The sequence below is a fragment of the Bacillus basilensis genome, assembly GCF_050630465.1.
GTDB classification, from domain to species: domain Bacteria; phylum Bacillota; class Bacilli; order Bacillales; family Bacillaceae_G; genus Bacillus_A; species Bacillus_A basilensis.
In genome coordinates this window covers 1-19,605 of record NZ_JBNTQO010000012.1, presented here as the reverse complement: position 1 = coordinate 19,605, position 19,605 = coordinate 1, and the positions used below count along the sequence as shown (strand labels likewise).

The following is a 19,605-nucleotide window of genomic DNA, read 5'->3' as shown; positions in this document are numbered from 1 at the left end:
TTTTCGGCAAAAAATCACCTTAGCTTATGCAAAGGTGATTTTCAAATTGTTTATTTTTTTAATCCTTGCTCTAACGTTTCTAACATTTCGTGCTTTTCATTTTCATCAGCGTTTTTCCAAATGACTTCGAATAAAACACCAAGACCTGGAAGCATTTTTTCTTCACCGCTTTGAATTGCATCTACAATTGTTTCTTGTAATTGGTCTTGTGAATTTCCAGATACATTTGCTAATACAGCACCGCGTAAATTAAAACTCATTGCTTTCACCTCTTCTTCAGAATTGAAACTGACGTTAGTTTTTGTTCTTTTTTATGTAAATATGTATGAAAAATAGGCTATAATGATAAGACAAGAAGAGAGGGAAATACATATTATGAAAAACATTGATTCATTACAAAATCCGCGTGTAAAGCAGTGGAAAAAGCTGCAAACGAAAAAAGAACGCGATAAACAAGGGTTGTTCTTTGTAGAAGGATTCCATTTAGTGGAGGAAGCTTTAAAGGCAGGGGTTGTAACAGAACTTATCGTTTCAGATAAGACAGATCTTCCGAAAGATTGGACAGTTAATGATGTGGAAATGTATATTGTGCCTGAAGCAATCGTAAAAGTACTTCGTGAAACAGAAACGACGCAAGGTGTATTTGCTGTTTGTGAGAAGCATGAGAAAGAAGTAGTTCTTACTGATGGGAAATTTCTTCTATTAGATGGCCTGCAAGACCCAGGTAATTTAGGAACGATTATTCGTACAGCTGATGCAGCTGGTATTCATGCCGTAGTGCTTGGAGAAGGTTGTGTTGATGTCTACAATAGTAAAGTACTCCGCTCTACACAAGGTTCTATTTTCCACTTACCAATTGTAAAAGGGAACTTAGAAGAATGGGTAGACAAGCTAAAAGAAAATAACGTTCCTGTATATGGAACAGCTCTTGAAAATGGAGTTCCTTATGGTGAAGTAACGCCGGCCGGAAGTTTTGCATTAATTGTAGGAAATGAAGGAAATGGCGTACGCCAAGAAATTCTTGCAAAAACAAATCAAAACTTGTATATTCCGATTTACGGCGGGGCAGAATCATTAAATGTTGCGGTTGCAGCAGGGATTTTAACGTATTATTTACAAAGCCCAGTTGCGAACAAATAAAAAACTTCTTATAATAAGTTGAAGTACATGTTCGTAATGAACATATAATAAAAGTTAAATAACGAAAAACGTTGATAGAGAAGAGTAGCTTACAAAATCGCCATATAGGGAGAGAATGCCGTAGACTGAAAGCATTCTTATGGTAGACGGAAGTGAATTCACCTCTGGAGTTGACGCCAGGACCATGTATATGTAAAGGCGTTCCGGTCAGAATTGATCGTTATAACTAATGAGTGGGCAGACATGTTCTGTCAATTTAGGGTGGTACCGCGAATTTACCTCGTCCCTTTTTGGGAGCGAGGTTTTTTTATTTTTAAAATTAGGAGGGTTCCAAAATGGAAGCACGTTTAAAAGAGCTAAAGCAAAAAGCGTTAGAGCTGATTGAAGAAGCGAAAGAGCTAAAAGGCTTAAACGACGTACGCGTAGCGTATTTAGGAAAAAAAGGTCCAATTACAGAAGTATTACGCGGCATGGGAAAATTATCAGCAGAAGAGCGTCCACGTATGGGAGCGTTAGTAAATGAAGTACGTGAAGCGATTCAAACGCGTCTAGAAGACAAAATTGGTAACTTAGAAAAAGCAGTAATTGAAGCGAAATTAGCTACTGAAACAATTGATGTTACACTGCCAGGTCGTCCTGTTGAAACAGGTTGTCACCATCCGTTAACAGCTGTTGTTGAACAAATTGAAGATGTATTCATCGGTATGGGTTATGAAGTAGCTGAAGGAACAGAAGTAGAAAAAGACTACTACAACTTCGAAGCATTAAACTTACCGAAAGATCACCCAGCACGTGATATGCAAGATACATTCTACATTACAGAAGAAACGTTACTACGTACACATACATCTTCTGTGCAAGCACGTACGATGGAAAATAATAAAGAAAAAGGCCCAATTAAAATTATTTGTCCTGGTAAAGTGTATCGCCGCGATGACGATGATGCGACGCATTCACACCAGTTCATGCAAATTGAAGGTCTTGTAATTGATAAAAACATTCGCATGAGTGATTTAAAAGGTACACTACAAGTATTCGTGAAGAAGATGTTTGGTGAAGATCGTGAAATCCGCCTTCGTCCAAGTTTCTTCCCATTCACAGAGCCATCTGTAGAGATGGATATTTCTTGTATGATGTGTCACGGAAAAGGTTGCGGCACTTGTAAAGGAACTGGCTGGATCGAAATTTTAGGCGCAGGTATGGTTCACCCGAACGTACTTGAAATGGCTGGTTATGATTCAAAAGAATATCAAGGTTTCGCATTCGGTATGGGCGCAGAGCGTATCGCAATGTTGAAATACGGCGTTGATGACATTCGTCATTTCTATACAAATGATGTACGTTTCTTACAACAATTCAAACGAGCGTAAGGGAAGGAGAGGATAAATATGTTCGTATCATATCGTTGGTTACAAGAGTATGTAGATATTAAAGATGTAACAGCACAAGAACTAGCAGACAAAATCACGAAAAGTGGTATTGAAGTAGAAGGTGTTGAAGTATTAAATAAAGGTGTAAAAGGTGTTGTAGTTGGTCACGTATTAGAATGTGAAAAACACCCAGAAGCTGATAAATTAAGCAAATGCTTAATCGATATCGGTGAAGAAGAGCCAGTTCAAATTATTTGTGGAGCTGCTAACATTGCAAAAGGTTTAAAAGTACCAGTTGCAAAAGTTGGAGCTGTACTTCCTGGTAACTTCAAAATTAAAAAAGCAAAACTACGCGGTGAAGCTTCTCACGGTATGGTTTGTGCTCTTCAAGAGCTTGGTATTGATGGAAAGTTAGTTTCAAAAGAATATGCAGATGGTATCTTTATCTTCCCAAGTGACGCTGAAGTTGGTGCAGATGCACTTGAAATTTTAAACTTACATGATGAAGTACTTGAGCTTGGTTTAACACCAAACCGTGCAGATTGCTTAAACATGTTAGGTGTTGCGTATGAAGTAGCTGCTATTTATGGCCGTGAAGTAAAACTTCCAGCTATTAACTTACAAGAAACAAAAGAAAAAACTGCTGATTACATTTCTGTAAGTGTAGAAGCGAAAGAAGAAAACCCATTATATATTGCAAAAATGGTGAAGAACGTAAAAATTGGTCCATCACCAATGTGGATGCAAACTCGTCTTATGGCAGCTGGTATTCGTCCAATTAGCAATGTAGTTGATATTACAAACTACATTTTAATGGAATACGGTCAACCGTTACATGCATTTGATTACGATAAATTAGGTTCAAAAGAAATCGTTGTTCGTCTTGCAAAAGAAGGCGAAAAAATTGAAACGTTAGATGATCAAGAACGTACATTACAAAGCCACCACCTTGTAATTACAAACGGAACAAAAGCTTTAGCTGTTGCAGGTGTAATGGGCGGAGCGGATTCAGAAGTTACAAATGAGACAGTAAACGTTCTAATTGAGTCTGCATACTTTGCAGGTCAAACGGTGCGCCGTACATCAAAAGATTTAGGTCTTCGCAGTGAATCAAGTGCACGTTTCGAAAAAGGAATCGACCCAACACGTACATTTGAAGCAATTCAACATGCAGCTGCATTAATGGCGAAATACGCTGGCGGAGAAGCACTTGAAGGTGTAGTAGAAGCTGATAACTTACAAGTACAAGAGCGTACAGTATCTGTTACTGCTGAAAAAGTAAACCGTGTATTAGGTACAGATATTTCTGCAAGTGAAATGGGTACAATGTTCACAAACTTAAAATTCCCATTTACAGAAGTAGAAGGAACATTCCATGTGAATGTACCAGCACGTCGTCCTGATATTACAATTTCAGAAGACTTAGTAGAAGAAGTGGGCCGTCTATACGGTTATGACCACATTCCAGTTACATTACCTTCTGGAACAATGACTCGTGGTAAATTAACATCAGCACAAACGAAACGTCGTAAAGTACGTCGCTTCCTAGAAGGTGCTGGTTTATATGAAGCAATCACATATTCATTAACAAGCGCTGATAAAGCGAAGCAATATATGGTTGAGCCAAACGAAAAAGCTCCTGTAAACCTTGCACTTCCAATGAGTGAAGAGCGTAGCCAACTTCGTTTAAGCTTAGTGCCACAATTGTTAGAAGCAGTTTCATACAATGTCGCTCGTAAAAACGACAGTGTTGCTTTATACGAAGTAGGTTCTATCTTCTTACCGACAGAAGCAGGAGAACTTCCGAAAGAAGAACAACATCTTGCAGGTGTGATGACAGGTCTTGCTCTTCACCATGCATGGCAAGGTGAGAAGAAAGTAGTAGACTTCTTCGTTATGAAAGGTGTACTAGAAGGACTATTCGACGTACTTGGCGTTTCAAACCAAATCACTTATGCACCAGCAAAACGTGAAGGTATGCACCCAGGCCGTACAGCTGACATCGTATTAGATGGCGAAGTAATTGGTTTCATCGGTCAATTGCATCCGGAAGCAGAAAAACAATTAGATGTGAAAAATACATTCGTATTTGAACTATCCCTTGTAAAAGTATTCGGTGCAGACGCAGAAGAAACGTATTACTCAGCAATTCCACGTTTCCCATCTATGACACGTGATATGGCTGTTGTAGTAACAAAAGAAACAAAAGCTGGTGAAATGAAGCAAGTCATTGCTGAGGCTGGCGGAGAACTTCTGAAAGACGTAACGCTATTTGATTTATACGAAGGTGAAAAAATGGAAGAAGGCAAGAAATCACTTGCATTCTCTATGACCTACTTCGATGCAGAACGTACGTTAACAGACGAAGAAGTAACAGAAGCACATAACCGTGTATTAACAACGGTAGAAGAGAAATTTGGTGCGGAGTTACGTAAGTAATTAGAAAATTGCCGGATTCATTCCGGCAATTTTTTTATTGCACAATCGTCAAAAGATGTCGGTAAGTCGATATATTATAAAAATCGCTTATATATTTTCTGGCATCTTGCATCTTTCTCTCGAATGTAGTACATTAATTTTAGTTTAACAAAACGAAAGACGATGATAAGGAAAAGTAGTATATACTATAATCCAAAGCGAGTCAGGGATGGTGAGAGCCTGATGAGGCGGTATATGTGAAGAACACCTTGGAGTTGCTAACCGAAATTGAATTTTGTATTCAAGAGTAGACTTAGACGGGAATCCGGCCTGTTACAAACCGGGAAGTATGTATTACATACGAGTTAAAGTTGGTCTTTATGACAAATTGGGTGGTACCGCGAAGTTTAACCTTTCGTCCCTTTATGGATGAAAGGTTTTTTTGTATTTAAATATATCAGCAAAGGAGAATTTCACTATGGAAAACACATTAGTAAAAAGTCTATATAGAGATACAGAAAAGTATGCAGGTCAAACAGTACAAGTATCAGGGTGGATTCGTAACTTACGTGATTCAAAAGCATTCGGTTTCATCGAATTAAACGACGGTAGCTTCTTCAAAAGCGTTCAAATCGTTTTCGATACAGAATTAGAGAACTTTAAAGAAATTGCAAAACTTCCACTTAGCTCTTCAGTGAAAGTAGAAGGAAAAGTAATTGCAACGCCTGGAGCGAAGCAACCATTTGAAATTAAAGCAGAAAAAATTGATATCGAGGGCCTATCAGATTCTGATTACCCACTTCAAAAGAAGCGTCATACGTTTGAATACTTACGTACAATCGCTCACTTACGTCCAAGAACAAATGCATTCTCTGCAACGTTCCGTGTGCGTTCTATCGCAGCATTTGCGATTCACCAATTCTTCCAAGAGCGTGGATTCGTACATGTTCACACACCAATCATCACTGGTAGTGATACAGAAGGTGCTGGCGAAATGTTCCGCGTAACAACGCAAGATTTAAACAACGTACCAAAAGGTGAAGACGGACAAGTTGATGAAGCAAAAGACTTCTTCGGCAAAGAAACAAACTTAACAGTAAGTGGACAGCTGAACGCTGAAGCTTATGCATTAGCATTCCGTGATGTATACACATTCGGACCTACATTCCGTGCGGAAAACTCAAACACAACTCGCCATGCTGCTGAGTTCTGGATGGTTGAGCCCGAGATTGCATTCGCTGAGTTAGGCGATGTAATGGATCTTACAGAAGATATGCTGAAATATGCAATGAAATACGTACTAGAGCATGCACCAGAAGAAATGGACTTCTTCAACAGCTTCGTTGATAAAACAGTTCTAGAGCGCATGAACAACGTAATTAACTCTGACTTCGGTCGTATCACATATACAGAAGCAATTAAAGTACTTCAAGAATCAGGTGCTGACTTCAAATACCCCGTAGAATGGGGTATTGATTTACAAACAGAGCACGAAAGATACTTATCAGAAGAAATCTTCAAACGCCCTGTATTCGTAACTGACTATCCGAAAGACATTAAAGCGTTCTACATGCGTATGAATGAAGACGGTAAAACAGTAGCTGCTACTGACCTTCTAGTTCCTGGCATCGGCGAATTAATCGGCGGAAGTCAACGTGAAGAAAGAATGGACGTTTTAGTAGACAGAATTAAAGAATTAGGTATGAACGAAGAGGACTACTGGTGGTACTTAGAACTTAGAAAATACGGCGGTACAAAACATGCTGGATTCGGTCTAGGTTTCGAGCGCTTCCTAATGTACATCACTGGTATGGCTAACATCCGTGACGTAATTCCATTCCCAAGAACTCCAGGTTCTTCTGAATTCTAAAATATGAAAAAAGCGAGAGGATTTCCTCTCGCTTTTTATTTTGTATAGTTTATTACCTCATAGCAAAAAGTAACGCGAAGGGGTGAATATAAATGAGTAAAAAAGTGAAAAAAGATCATTCAAGATCAGGCCTAGGTTCTCCGGAAGTAGAAGGACAAGGAACGACGACACATGAAACAGGTTCTCATAAAGTATCTTCATCTAATAAGAAGCAGAAAAGAAGCTAACATAAAAAGGAGAGTCTTGGCGACTCTCCTTTTTTATGTATTACACCTTATTATCGTTAATTTCTTTTGTAATTTTATCTACATCTTTGTCTAATCGATCTAAATAGAAAAACCACAGTAAACTCATGAACACGTAATAGATGGCCATAACGCCGAGGTTATCAGATATATTTTCGAATGTGGATTTAGTAGTGAAAAAAGCACCCCAAATGGTAGAAATAGTGAGGTAAGAAAGTGGACCTACGAGGTGTACGGAAACATATAATAACTTTTACAGCGTTCATATGAAATACCTCCTTTTTCTAATCATACATTCAAGTTCTTCACAGAAGTGTTGTAGTTTTGCTGGATTATGTATTAACAAGTGGGCATCGTGTTTTCCGATAAATCTGCGGATCCGAAAGTTTAATAAGAAAGATCGACCATAGCGCTCTATTAAATCGTTGAACGCTGGTTGTTCACTTAGTAGCTGAAGGTTTTTTCTAATTTCAAACTGTCTTTCGTGTGGATCACCTAGTAAAATATTTAGAATCATTTGTAGAAGTAGCAATGGGAATCCCTTCCTTTAATTTGAATAATATGTATATTTATATTGTAACAAAAATATAAGGGCGATAGTAGGGTGAAGCAAAAAACAGGAGTTTGTAGGCTCCTGTTTTTGTCGATACTATTTTAGTAAGCGAAGCGCCTTCTCCGTATTAGCAAAATGCAGTTTCACAAACTCAGGTAATCGTTCTTTACCAAGCCTTTGAATTAATTTAGCAGCAGCGATATCAACTTGTTTACCAGCACCTTTTGGAAGTGGCATACCAGCTTTTTTGCTTAGCTCGTCAAACTGTTTTACGAATGAGTAACGAGCTAAAATAGAAGCAGCGGCTACTGCTAAATGAACGCTTTCACCTTTCGTTGCGAAGTAAACATTTTCGCGCTGTACCTGTTTTTGTTTTGCTAAATATTTGTAGTATGTATCAGGTTGTGTGAATTGATCGATTAAGACGCCTTCAGGTTTTGTAGGTGCAATTTTAGTTAATAAGTTTGTAATAGCTTTATTGTGTAGTAAAGCTTTTAACTTACCTTGGTTGTTTCCTTTATCAAATAGCTCGTTATATTTTTCGTTATGAAGGACAAGAGAGCTATAAGGAACAACGTGTAGAAGTTGTTTCGCAATGGCAGTAATTTGATCGTCATTTAAGTTTTTAGAGTCTTTTACACCAAGTTCTTTTAGTAGTGGAATTTGCTTCGCATCCACATATACAGCAACTACTGTCATCGGTCCGAAGAAATCACCAGTACCAACTTCATCTGATCCTACGATAGACATTGTACTGATGGAAGTAGGCGGTGCATAACGGTGTGAATCGACAGATTTTTTTACAGCTGTTTTCGGTGTTTGAGAGACAGTTTGCCAACGGGAAGCTTCTGCTTCAGCACGTCCACCTTGGAACATTACTTTTCCAGATTTATAAGCTGTAATTGTGCAAGAGGGCACCTTTGCCATGAAGATTCCGCCTTGTGGAATTTTCGGGCTAAGCGAATGTTTATATTGTTGTTTCATGTCTTCAATTACTGTAGAATTTGTTTGAATTACGATAGAATTTGACATAAGAGTCACCCCTTTTTTTATATTGTTATTTTTATCATATCGGATTGTTCTTTCTGTTTCCATAATATGATGGTTCATGGTATGATAAACTTTAGGATTCTGTACGTGATTGGAGGCCGGTGAGTTGTCACAACAAAAGGGAAAGAAAAGTCGAATTAATGTAGAAATCTATGGTCAACAATATTCAGTTGTTGGCGATGAAAGTACAAGTCATATCCGCATGGTAGCAGCGATTGTGGATGATAAAATGCGCGAACTCAATGCCAAGAATCCTTCGCTTGACACGAGTAGACTAGCGGTATTGACGGCGGTAAACGTCATACACGATTACATAAAATTAAAAGAAGAACATGAGAAATTGAAAGAAAGTATGACAAAAAAAGGAATGGAATAACATGATTGATATTATTATCATTTTACTGCTTGTTATGGGATTTTTTCTCGGCTTACGCAGAGGGTTTATTCTGCAACTTGTAAAGTTAACAAGCTTTATTATCGCATACCTTGTTGCATACTGGTACTGTAAAGATTTAGCGCCAGCACTTGCGAAATTTATTCCGTATCCATTTGATAAAAACGTATCTGTTCCAGAATGGATTGATGCAAATAATATTGAGACAGTATTTTATCAAGCACTTGCGTTTATCATATTGTTTATTATTACAAAAATTGCACTTTCATTACTTGGTAATTTGTTAAATATGTTTGCAGAAATACCGGTTTTAAAGCAAGTAAATGCGTTTGCGGGGGCAATCCTCGGATTTTTAGAAGTATATATTATTTTGTTTGTCTTAATTATCATTGGAAACATTCTTCCGATTGAACAAGTACAAACACCATTACAAAAATCATCAATTAGCAAAATAATTGTAGACGATACACCGATTCTCTCTGAAAAGGTGAAGGAACTATGGCAGACAGGTAGCAGAGTATAACTTCTCTTTTTTCGGAAAGAGGAGTTTTTTCTATGAAAGAAAGGCGGGGTAATGATGAAAGTAAATAAAAAACAAGTTATTAAATTATTGGAGACAATCGGGCTTTTTATGGAATTAAAGGGCGCGAATCCATTTAAAATATCTGCATTTCGTAAAGCGGCAGCAGCATTAGAAAGTGATGATCGTAGTCTTTCTGAGATTGAAGATTTCACGAAGATTCCGGGCATTGGAAAAGGGACGGCAGCAGTTATTCAAGAATATATAGAATCGGGAACATCTGAAGTATTACAAGAGCTTGAACAAGAAGTGCCAAGTAGCTTATTACCGTTATTAAAACTACCAGGTCTTGGTGGTAAGAAGGTAGCCAAGTTATATAAAGAACTTGGTGTTGTTGATCTGGAATCGCTAAAAGCTGTTTGTGAGGAAAATAAAGTACAAGCTTTAGCAGGTTTTGGTAAGAAGACAGAAGAAAAAATATTAGAAGCAATTGATCAAGTAGGGTCTCGTCCAGAGCGTTTACCAATCGCGATGGTATTGCCTATTGCCGGGGAAATAGAGGAGAAATTGTCGAATATTGCTGAAGTAATTCGTTTCTCGCGCGCTGGTAGCTTGCGCCGAGTTCGTGAGACAGTGAAGGATTTAGACTTCATTATTGCAACGACAGAGCCGGCAGCAGTGCGTGAGCATTTATTACAGTTTGATAATATGATTGAAGTAATCGCGAGCGGTGATACGAAAGTTTCTGTTCGTCTTCAATATGAATACGATATTTCAATCGATTTCCGCTTAGTAAAACCAGAAGAGTTTATTACAACGCTTCATCATTTCACAGGCTCAAAAGACCATAACGTGAAAATGCGTCAAATTGCAAAAGATAAAGGCGAGAAAATTAGTGAGTACGGTGTGGAAAACTTAGAGACAGGTGAAGTGAAAACATTTGAGACTGAAGAAGAATTCTTCGCTCATTTCGGTCTTCCATTTATCCCGCCAGAAGTGCGTGAAGATGGAAAGGAAATTGAATTAATTAAAGAGTATCCAAACTTAATTCAGTTCTCTGATATACAAGGTGATTTACATATGCATACAACGTGGAGCGACGGTGCCTTTTCAATTGAGGAAATGGTACAGGCATGTCGTGCTCGTGGTTATAAATTTATGGCAATTACCGACCATTCACAATACTTAAAAGTAGCAAACGGTTTAACGGAAGAGCGCCTTCGTGAACAGGCGAAAGAAATTGAACGTATGAACGAAAAGTATCCAGACATTACAATCTTACGCGGGATTGAAATGGACATTCTACCGGATGCAACACTTGATTTTGATGATGAAGTATTAGCGGAATTAGATTATGTCATTGGAGCGATTCACTCTAGCTTCTCACAAGACCGTGAAACGATTATGAAACGTCTTCGTACAGCACTTGAGAATAAACATGTCACAATGATTGCTCATCCGACAGGACGTCTTCTTGGACGCCGTGAGGGTTATGATGTAGATACAGATTTATTAATTGAACTCGCAAAAGAGACAAATACAGTTTTAGAATTAAATGCGAATCCAAATCGTCTAGATTTAAGCGCAAAATTATTAAAACAAGCACAAGATGCTGGTGTAAAAGTAGCGATTAATACGGATGCTCATACACTTGAAATGTTAGAAGATATGGAAACAGGTGTAGCGGCAGCACGTAAAGGCTGGATTCAAAAAGATAACGTGATTAACACGTGGGATATCGAACGTTTATTAGACTATATTAAACGTAATAAGTAACACAAGGGGGACCTGCAACATGTTAGAAAGAACGTTGCGTGTATTAGAATACAATAAAGTAAAAGAACAATTACTTGAACATACAGCCTCTTCACTTGGTCGTGACAAAGTGAAGAACTTAGTGCCGAGCACTGATTTTGAAGAAATTGTAGAGATGCAAGATACAACGGATGAAGCAGCGAAAGTCATTCGTTTAAAAGGTAATGCACCATTAGGGGGTATTACGGATATTCGCTCAAATGTGAAGCGTGCAAAGATTGGAAGTATGTTAAGCCCAAATGAACTACTTGATATTGCCAATACGATGTACGGTAGTCGCAATATGAAACGTTTCATTGAAGATATGGTTGATAATGGTGTCGAGCTTCCCATTTTAGAAACTCATGTCGCTCAAATTGTATCTTTATATGATTTAGAAAAGAAAATTACAAATTGCATCGGTGACGGCGGGGAAGTAGTCGATAGCGCAAGTGATAAACTGCGTGGCATTCGTACTCAAATTCGTACTGCGGAAAGTCGTATTCGTGAAAAGCTAGAAAATATGACCCGTTCTTCAAACGCGCAAAAGATGCTATCTGACTCGATTGTAACGATTCGTAACGAACGTTACGTAATCCCAGTAAAACAAGAATACCGCGGCGTATATGGCGGTATTGTTCACGATCAATCTGCTTCTGGACAAACGTTATTTATTGAACCACAAGTCATTGTAGAATTAAATAACGCACTTCAAGAAGCACGCGTGAAGGAAAAACAAGAAGTAGAACGTATCTTATTGATGTTAACAGAAGAAGTGGCAGTAGAAGCGGATATCGTTTTATCAAACGTAGAAGTAGTTGCAAATCTTGACTTCATCTTTGCGAAAGCTTTTTACGCGAAGCGTATTAAAGCAACGAAACCAATCGTAAATAACGAGCGTTACATGGATTTAAGACAAGCACGTCATCCGCTTATTGATCCAGAAATTATCGTGCCAAATAACATTATGTTAGGTAAAGATTTCACGACAATTGTTATTACGGGGCCGAATACAGGTGGTAAAACAGTTACGCTGAAAACAGTTGGTATTTGTGTATTAATGGCGCAGTCTGGTCTTCATATTCCAGTAATGGATGAGTCAGAAATTTGTGTATTCAAAAATATTTTTGCTGATATTGGTGATGAGCAATCGATTGAACAAAGTTTAAGTACGTTCTCCTCACATATGGTGAACATTGTAGATATTTTAGAAAAAGCTGATTTTGAAAGCTTAGTTTTATTCGATGAATTAGGTGCTGGAACAGACCCGCAAGAAGGGGCTGCACTTGCCATTTCAATTTTAGATGAAGTATGTAATCGTGGTGCTCGTGTTGTTGCAACGACGCATTACCCAGAATTAAAAGCATACGGATATAACCGTGAGCAAGTTATTAATGCGAGTGTTGAGTTTGATGTGAACACGTTAAGCCCAACATACAAATTATTAATTGGTGTACCAGGACGTAGTAATGCCTTTGAAATTTCGAAACGCCTTGGATTATCTGATCGCGTGATTAATCAAGCACGTAACCACATTAGTACAGATACAAACAAAATTGAAAATATGATTGCGAAGTTAGAAGAAAGTCAAAAGAACGCAGAGCGTGACTGGAACGAAGCAGAAGCACTTCGCAAGCAATCTGAAAAACTGCATCGCGAATTACAGCGTCAAATTATTGAATTTAACGATGAGCGCGATGAAAAATTATTAAAAGCGCAAAAAGAAGGAGAAGAAAAAGTCGAAGCTGCAAAGAAAGAAGCAGAAGGCATTATTCAAGAACTTCGTCAATTGCGTAAAGCACAGCTTGTAAACGTGAAAGACCATGAGCTTATTGAAGCGAAGAGCCGCCTAGAAGGGGCAGCGCCAGAGCTTGTGAAGAAACAAAAAGTAAACGTGAAAAACACTGCGCCGAAACAACAATTACGAGCAGGCGATGAAGTAAAAGTGTTAACGTTCGGTCAAAAAGGTCAACTACTTGAAAAAGTAAGTGATACAGAGTGGAGCGTACAAATTGGTATTCTGAAGATGAAAGTGAAAGAATCCAATATGGAATACATTAATACACCGAAGCAAACTGAGAAAAAAGCAGTCGCAAGTGTGAAGGGTAGAGATTATCACGTTTCATTAGAGCTTGACCTTCGTGGTGAACGTTATGAAGATGCAATGATGCGCGTTGAAAAATATTTAGACGATGCACAGCTTGCAAGCTATCCGCGCGTGTCAATTATTCATGGTAAAGGAACAGGAGCGCTTCGCCAAGGTGTACAAGATTACTTGAAGAAACATCGCGGCGTGAAAAACTATCGCTACGGTGACATGGGCGAGGGAGGCCTAGGCGTAACAGTTGTCGAATTAAAATAGAAAACAACGAAACAAAGGGGAAACCATTATATGTTTATGGACAAACTTGCAAAAGTATTGTTAGCTTGTTGCGGAATATTTTTGGTGATTGGGGTTATTTATTTAGTTGTTTTTGCGAAGTAAACGAGCGTCAATCGTGGCAGAGTGATATTGCCATAGATTGACGCTTTTAATATATATGAAAAGGAATAAAACATGAAAATCAACCAATACATAAGCGAAGCAAAATCCTGCTCAAGACGTGAAACAGATCGCCTTATTAAAGCAGGATGCGTGGCAATTAACGGTGAAATATGTACGCACGGTGCACTCGTGAGCGAGGGTGATGTAGTAACGATTGATGGACAGGTGATTGCAAAAGAAGAGAAAGAAAAGGTGTATATCGCCTTTCATAAACCAGTTGGAATTACTTGTACAGCAGCCGATCACATTGAAGATAATATTATTGATTATATTAATTATCCAGAGCGTATCTTTCCTGTTGGGCGATTGGATAAAGCGTCAGAAGGACTTATTTTATTAACGAATGACGGTGCGATTGCCAATCAAATTTTACATGGTGATCATGAGCACGAGAAAGAATATGTTGTCACAGTCGATAAACCTTTTACAGATTGGTTTATTGATGAGATGTCCAGTGGTGTAAAGATTAAAGATGGCATGACGAAGCCATGTAAAGTGACGAGAGTGGATCAGTCTACATTTCGCATCGTTTTAACGCAAGGGATGAACAGACAAATTCGTAGAATGAGCCGTGCTTTCGGGTTTACTGTGACAAAACTAAAGCGAGAACGCATTATGAATATAGAGCTAAATGATCTTGAAGTAGGAAAGTGGCGAGACATTACAGCTGAAGAATTAAAATTATTAATAGGACAGTTATAGGGAGGAAAAATTTTCTCCCTATATTTTTTTGTCAGAAAAAATAAAACTATTGATTTTTTTAAAAATAGCCCATATAATAAAAAACAACAAGTTTCGACAAGATATTTTATAAAAGTAATGATGAGGACATGAGTTGTTTTCTACGATTCTCAGAGAGGGAAGCCTTAGGCTGTGAGCTTCCTAATACGAAAAGACAAGCTTACCACCTCTAAACTTCAAGAGTGAACTGCATGCATGATGCATTGTAATTCTTGGCGGATAAAACCGTTATCAATTTACACGAGCTATAAAATGAGCTTATTTCGTTATAAATTCATTTTATTAGAATAAGGGTGGAACCACGATTTCAACACTCGTCCCTTTGTTAGGGACGGGTGTTTTTTGCGTTCTTTTACGGGGAAGTATGCTTGAAAGAGGATATATGACGGTTTTTAATTCAGAATATTTTGTTAAATAAAAGATTAGGAGGTTAGTAGAAATGAAATCATCTTTAAAGTTTTCTGAGATGTTTGCAATAAGTTTAATGTTATTTGCACTATTTTTCGGTGCGGGTAATATGATTTTTCCACCAGCATTAGGACAAGGTGCTGGAACAGATGTATGGATCGCGTTATTTGGTTTTATCGTAACAGGCGTTGGATTGCCTTTATTAGGAGTTATCGTTATAGCTCTAAAGGGAGATATTAATGAGCTTGCAGGACGTGTACACCCTATATTCGCTCTAGTTTTTATCACTGCAATTTATTTATGTTTAGGCGTATTCGTAAGTGTGCCACGTACAGGAACTGTTGCTTATGAAATGAGTGTTGCACCGTTTTTACCAAGTGAGATAGCGGGTCAATCGTATCCACTTGTTATCTTTACATTCATTTTCTTTGCCGTAACTTTCTATTTAGCTTTAAACCCATCAAAATTAGTGGGCCGTATTGGTAAAGTATTAACTCCGATTTTATTAGCTGTTATTGCAATTATTGTAGTGAAAGCAATTATTACACCAATGGGTGAATTTGGTGCACCGACAGAAGCATATAATGCTCCGCTCTTTAAAGGTTTTATTGATGGATATTTAACTTTAGATGGACTTGCAGCACTTGTTTTCGGAAATGTTGTTATTAATGCTTTAAAAGGAAAAGGTATTACAAATAAGAATAGCATTGCAAAAGTAACAATTTTTGCAGGATTTATTGCAGCACTTGGTTTACTACTAGTTTACTTGGCGCTTGCTTATCTTGGAGCTTCTAGTGTATCTCTTGGAATGGGAGCAAACGGAGGAATTATTTTAACAAACGTTGTAAATCATTTATTTGGTAGTTACGGGACTTTATTATTAGGAATCGCAATTACAGCAGCATGTTTAACAACTTCTGTAGGGATTGTCGCAGCTTGCGGAGAATATTTCTCTTCTTTATTACCGAAGCTTTCTTATCAAAAAGTTGTTTTCATTTTCTCTGTATTAGCATTTATGGTAGCGAATCTTGGGTTAACGCAGTTAAATGCATTAGCATTACCAATTTTAATTGCAATTTACCCAATTGGTATTGTGCTCATTGTATTATCACTTGTTGAAAACTACGTTCGTCTTCCATTAGCGATGTATGTAGGAGGTATTGTAGGAGCATTTGCAATAAGTTTCTTTGATGGATTACACAATGCAAACCTTCAAATTGCAGCGCTAGCCCCTATTTTAGATAAGATTCCATTATATAGTGTAGGCATTGGTTGGTTAGTTCCAGGCATAATCGGTATAGGATTTGGTTATATAGTTTCTAAGTTTCAAAAGCAGGAAATTGCTGTAGAAAAATAGAGTAAAGAGGCTTTCTATGAAAGAAAGCCTCTTTTTTTGTAGAAAAAGCCGTATATAGAGAGATTTAGATATTTAAAATTTTATACGTAATATAGTTGACAAAAAAATTATGAGTAGGCTAAGATTGACTTAGTTGTGGAAATATTGGAAGGAAAGTGAGGAGTGAAAGGTATAAAGTTTTCTATAACGATATCATTTTTGTAAATAGAGGTGATAGAGTAGGAAAATGGATAGTTTTATTTTTTTTGAGATTCATTGAGAATGATAATCAACGAAAGAGATAGGGACTTATGTTAAAATGTGAATCGCTCTTTATACGGAATAGAGAGGGATATTATTTTTAACATTAAGTGAGAATGATAATCAATAATATCTACAGTACATAAATAAATTACAATAAAATAATGGTAGAGGATTATTATTTTTTTCTTATAAATTGAGAATAATTATCATTTTCAAAAAGTGCGGATGAAAGATAAACAAGGAGGAAGTAAGCCAAATGAGAAAGATTTCTGTATTACCTGCTTTTATTATAACGTTCGTATGTATGCTAGCTTTTCTTGTTATGCCATATGGGAAAGCTTCAGCACAACTAGCTGACGGTACTTATGATATTAACTACGTCATTCAAAAAGCGGAAAACGATTCAGCTTCAATGGCAAATGATTATTTTGAAAAACCAGCTAAGTTAGTTGTAAAAAATGGCGAGATGAGAGTACAAATTCCGATGAACCATAGTGCTTGGATTACAGAATTTAAAGCACCTGAGAACGGGAATTTTGTTGATGCAAAAGTTGTTAGTAAAGACGAATCAGCAGATAAAAGAACTGTAGAGTTTAAAATAGACGATTTATCTAAACCAGCAGCTGCAAAAATTCATGTTGTTGTACCAAACGTAAATTATGACCACCACTACACAATTCGTTTTGCTTTTGATGCAAATGTAAAAGCTGTAGGTGGCGATAACGGCGTAGCTGCTACAACAAAAAATAATGATCAAGCGAAAACAGATACACAAGTAAAAGAAGAGAAAACAAAAGTAGAGAGTAAGGAAACAGCTAAAGAAGCGAACAAAGAAACAAAAAATGAAAATGGAAAAGCTGAAAAAACAGATAATCCAAAAACAGGCGATGAAGCACGTATTGGATTGTTTGCAGCGTTAATTCTTATTTCAGGTGCTTTCTTAATTCGTAAAGTGAAGTTGAGTAAATAAATCTTTTGAAGGGTGATGAATATATGTTTAAACAATTTAAAATGATTATTGCCGTATTTGCTGTTTTATTTACGTTTATCGCAACACTAGGTTTACAAGATGCAAAGGCTGCTACAAAACTAGCTGATGGAAAATATAATATTGCTTTTACTATATGGAAAGGCGATAAAGATGAATCGTCTAGAATGAATAGTTATTTTGAAAGCCCAGCAACATTAACAGTTAAAAATGGAAAACAATATGTTTCATTTAAAGTGAAAGATAGTGCTTCTATTAAAAGTTTCCAAGTAGAAAAAGATGGTCAATTTGTAGAAACAACAGTGTTAAGTGAAAACAAAAAAGATAATACTAGAGTTGTAGAATTTGAAGTTGCTGACTTGTCAAAAAAACTAAATGGCAAGGTGAAAATTAATATTCCAATTATTAATTATAATGCTTCGTATGATATTCGCTTTGTATTTGATGGGAACAGTATTAAATAATTTTCAAAAGGGAGAGTCGTTCAATTGAACAGGTATACAAAAATTATTGTTGCTATGTTTTTAATGATATTTACATTCGTATCAACATTACAACCACTTGCAGTTCAAGCAGCTACCAAGTTGGCTGACGGTGAATATTCAATTGGCTTCAAAGTTTTAAAAGATACATCAGATGAAGAATCGATGATGAACCAATATTCAGTAAGCCCGGGAACTTTAAAAGTGAAGGATGGGAAAAAGAAAGTATCCTTTACATTAACGAATAGTTCATGGATTACGAAGTTTGAAACAGAAAAAGCAGGTAAGCTAGTTGCGACAAATGTAATTAGTGAAGATAAAGAAAAAGATACAAGAGTAGTAGAATTTGATGTAGAAGATGTAGAGAAGGTATTAAATGCAAAAGTAAAAGTAAATATTGATTTTTTAAATTATCATCATGAGTACGACGTTCGTATTGCATTTGATCAAAATAGCATTACACCAATTCATGTAGAAAAACCAAATGAAAAAGAGGATCCAGCTAATAAGCCAGATCCAAATGAAACTACCGATCTAGGTCAGAAGCCCGACCAAAAGCCTGACCCAGATCAACAACCAAATTCTAACACAATTACAGATGGTGCGTACAGCATTCCATTTAAAGTGTTAAAAGATCAAACAGATGAAGAATCTAAGATGAATACTTACATGGTAAATCCAGGAGTATTAAAAGTAGAAAACGGTAAGAAAAAAGCAATTGTAACATTAAAAAGTAGCTCATTAATTAAAAATTTCCAAACGGAAAAAGATGGCGCATTTGTTGATGCAAAAGTAGTGAGTGAGGATAAGGAAAAAGATACAAGAGTAGTAGAGTTTGAAGTAAACGATTTATCTAAAAAACTAAATATAAAAGTATTTATCGAAATTGCATCAAGAAATTATAAGCAAACGCATGAGTTACAACTTCAATTTGATCAAGAAAAGCTTGAGCCAATTAAGAATGAAGAAAAACAACCAGACGGTGATAAAAAGCCAGAAGTAGAAAAACCAGATGCTGAAACAATTAAAGACGGTGAATACAGCATCAATTTCAAAGCTTTAAAAGATCAAACAGAAGAAATTTCAATGATGAACACGTATACAAAGAGTCCAGGCGTGTTAAAGGTGAAAAATGGTAAAAAATATGTATCATTCACATTAACGAATAGTGCATGGATTACAAAGTTTGAATTTGAGAAAAATGGTTCGTTTGTTGATGCAAATGTAATAAGTGAAGATAAAAAAGCTGATACACGCGTAGTGGAAGTAGAAGTACCAGATTTATCGAAAAAGTTAAATGCAAAAGTAAAAGTAGATATCGATTCAATGAATTATCACCATTTTTACGATATTCAATTTGCATTTGATAAAGGTAGCATTAAGCCGTTAGATAACCAAGGCGGAAACGACAACCAAGGCGGAAACGACAACCAAGGCGGAAACGACAACCAAGGCGGAAACGACAACCAAGGCGGAAACGACAACCA

17 protein-coding genes, 1 pseudogene and 3 other annotated features are annotated in these 19,605 nt (G+C 36.9%); of the genes and pseudogenes, 14 read left to right on the top strand and 4 right to left on the bottom strand.

The features are described from left to right. Positions 1-50 precede the first annotated feature (50 nt). Entirely contained in the window at positions 51-260 is a 210-nt protein-coding gene (gene sspI, locus ACQVV1_RS20150) for a small acid-soluble spore protein SspI (RefSeq protein ID WP_000009509.1), read from the bottom strand. An 82-nt stretch (positions 261-342) separates the two neighbouring features. Between sspI and ACQVV1_RS20145 the strand changes: the two genes are divergently transcribed. The 5 genes from ACQVV1_RS20145 (at position 343) to ACQVV1_RS20125 (ending at position 7,025) form a co-directional block, all read left to right on the top strand. After that, a complete protein-coding gene (locus ACQVV1_RS20145; RefSeq protein ID WP_431169429.1) occupies positions 343-1,140 on the top strand; it encodes a TrmH family RNA methyltransferase in 798 nt (265 codons plus the stop codon). 62 nt (positions 1,141-1,202) lie between these two features. Then, positions 1,203-1,431: a binding site (T-box leader), on the top strand. Positions 1,432-1,475: 44 nt separating this feature from the next. Continuing rightward, positions 1,476-2,510, top strand: coding sequence for a phenylalanine--tRNA ligase subunit alpha (gene pheS, locus ACQVV1_RS20140; protein ID WP_000388220.1), 1,035 nt, complete (start codon positions 1,476-1,478; stop codon positions 2,508-2,510). Between the two features lie 18 nt (positions 2,511-2,528). Then, a complete protein-coding gene (gene pheT, locus ACQVV1_RS20135; protein WP_242252540.1) occupies positions 2,529-4,949 on the top strand; it encodes a phenylalanine--tRNA ligase subunit beta in 2,421 nt (806 codons plus the stop codon). Positions 4,950-5,102: 153 nt separating this feature from the next. After that, positions 5,103-5,354, top strand: a binding site (T-box leader). Between the two features lie 52 nt (positions 5,355-5,406). Further along, entirely contained in the window at positions 5,407-6,798 is a 1,392-nt protein-coding gene (gene asnS / locus ACQVV1_RS20130) for an asparagine--tRNA ligase (RefSeq protein ID WP_063224745.1), read from the top strand. A gap of 92 nt (positions 6,799-6,890) precedes the next feature. Then, entirely contained in the window at positions 6,891-7,025 is a 135-nt protein-coding gene (locus ACQVV1_RS20125; protein ID WP_000039590.1) for a YuzL family protein, read from the top strand. A 40-nt stretch (positions 7,026-7,065) separates the two neighbouring features. Here the strand turns inward: ACQVV1_RS20125 and ACQVV1_RS20120 are convergent. The 3 genes and pseudogenes from ACQVV1_RS20120 to rnhC all read right to left on the bottom strand — a co-directional run. Next, a pseudogene (locus ACQVV1_RS20120) lies at positions 7,066-7,296 on the bottom strand (hypothetical protein); the annotation flags it as partial. A gap of 9 nt (positions 7,297-7,305) precedes the next feature. Then, positions 7,306-7,575 carry a hypothetical protein gene (locus ACQVV1_RS20115; protein WP_309259403.1) on the bottom strand — a complete coding sequence of 90 codons (270 nt, stop codon included), beginning with the start codon at positions 7,573-7,575 and terminating at the stop codon, positions 7,306-7,308. Positions 7,576-7,692: 117 nt separating this feature from the next. Beyond that, complete coding sequence (gene rnhC, locus ACQVV1_RS20110) at positions 7,693-8,628, bottom strand: ribonuclease HIII (protein ID WP_242252542.1); 936 nt, start codon at positions 8,626-8,628, stop codon at positions 7,693-7,695. Between the two features lie 124 nt (positions 8,629-8,752). On the opposite strand from rnhC, the gene zapA reads away from it, so the two are divergent. The 9 genes from zapA to ACQVV1_RS20065 form a co-directional block, all read left to right on the top strand. After that, positions 8,753-9,022, top strand: coding sequence for a cell division protein ZapA (zapA, locus tag ACQVV1_RS20105; RefSeq protein ID WP_000082701.1), 270 nt, complete (start codon positions 8,753-8,755; stop codon positions 9,020-9,022). Position 9,023: 1 nt separating this feature from the next. Continuing rightward, the gene (locus ACQVV1_RS20100; RefSeq protein WP_000565409.1) at positions 9,024-9,563 is read left to right on the top strand and encodes a CvpA family protein; all 540 of its coding nucleotides are present in this window, start codon (positions 9,024-9,026) and stop codon (positions 9,561-9,563) included. A gap of 54 nt (positions 9,564-9,617) precedes the next feature. Then, positions 9,618-11,336 (top strand): DNA polymerase/3'-5' exonuclease PolX, encoded by a 1,719-nt coding sequence (gene polX / locus ACQVV1_RS20095; RefSeq protein ID WP_242252543.1) that lies wholly within the window; start codon positions 9,618-9,620, stop codon positions 11,334-11,336. Between the two features lie 19 nt (positions 11,337-11,355). After that, a complete protein-coding gene (locus ACQVV1_RS20090; protein WP_242252544.1) occupies positions 11,356-13,716 on the top strand; it encodes an endonuclease MutS2 in 2,361 nt (786 codons plus the stop codon). A gap of 195 nt (positions 13,717-13,911) precedes the next feature. Continuing rightward, entirely contained in the window at positions 13,912-14,601 is a 690-nt protein-coding gene (locus ACQVV1_RS20085; RefSeq protein ID WP_242252545.1) for a 23S rRNA pseudouridine(2604) synthase RluF, read from the top strand. 108 nt (positions 14,602-14,709) lie between these two features. Beyond that, positions 14,710-14,965: a binding site (T-box leader), on the top strand. 114 nt (positions 14,966-15,079) lie between these two features. Next, complete coding sequence (brnQ6, locus tag ACQVV1_RS20080) at positions 15,080-16,405, top strand: branched-chain amino acid transport system II carrier protein BrnQ6 (protein WP_242252546.1); 1,326 nt, start codon at positions 15,080-15,082, stop codon at positions 16,403-16,405. Between the two features lie 499 nt (positions 16,406-16,904). Continuing rightward, positions 16,905-17,618, top strand: coding sequence for a heme uptake protein IsdC (gene isdC / locus ACQVV1_RS20075; RefSeq protein WP_242252547.1), 714 nt, complete (start codon positions 16,905-16,907; stop codon positions 17,616-17,618). Between the two features lie 23 nt (positions 17,619-17,641). Further along, positions 17,642-18,100 (top strand): NEAT domain-containing protein, encoded by a 459-nt coding sequence (locus tag ACQVV1_RS20070; protein WP_242252548.1) that lies wholly within the window; start codon positions 17,642-17,644, stop codon positions 18,098-18,100. Positions 18,101-18,124: 24 nt separating this feature from the next. Next, positions 18,125-19,605, top strand: a 1,481-nt coding sequence (locus tag ACQVV1_RS20065; protein ID WP_336375982.1) for an NEAT domain-containing protein, incomplete at its 3' end; no start/stop codon positions are given.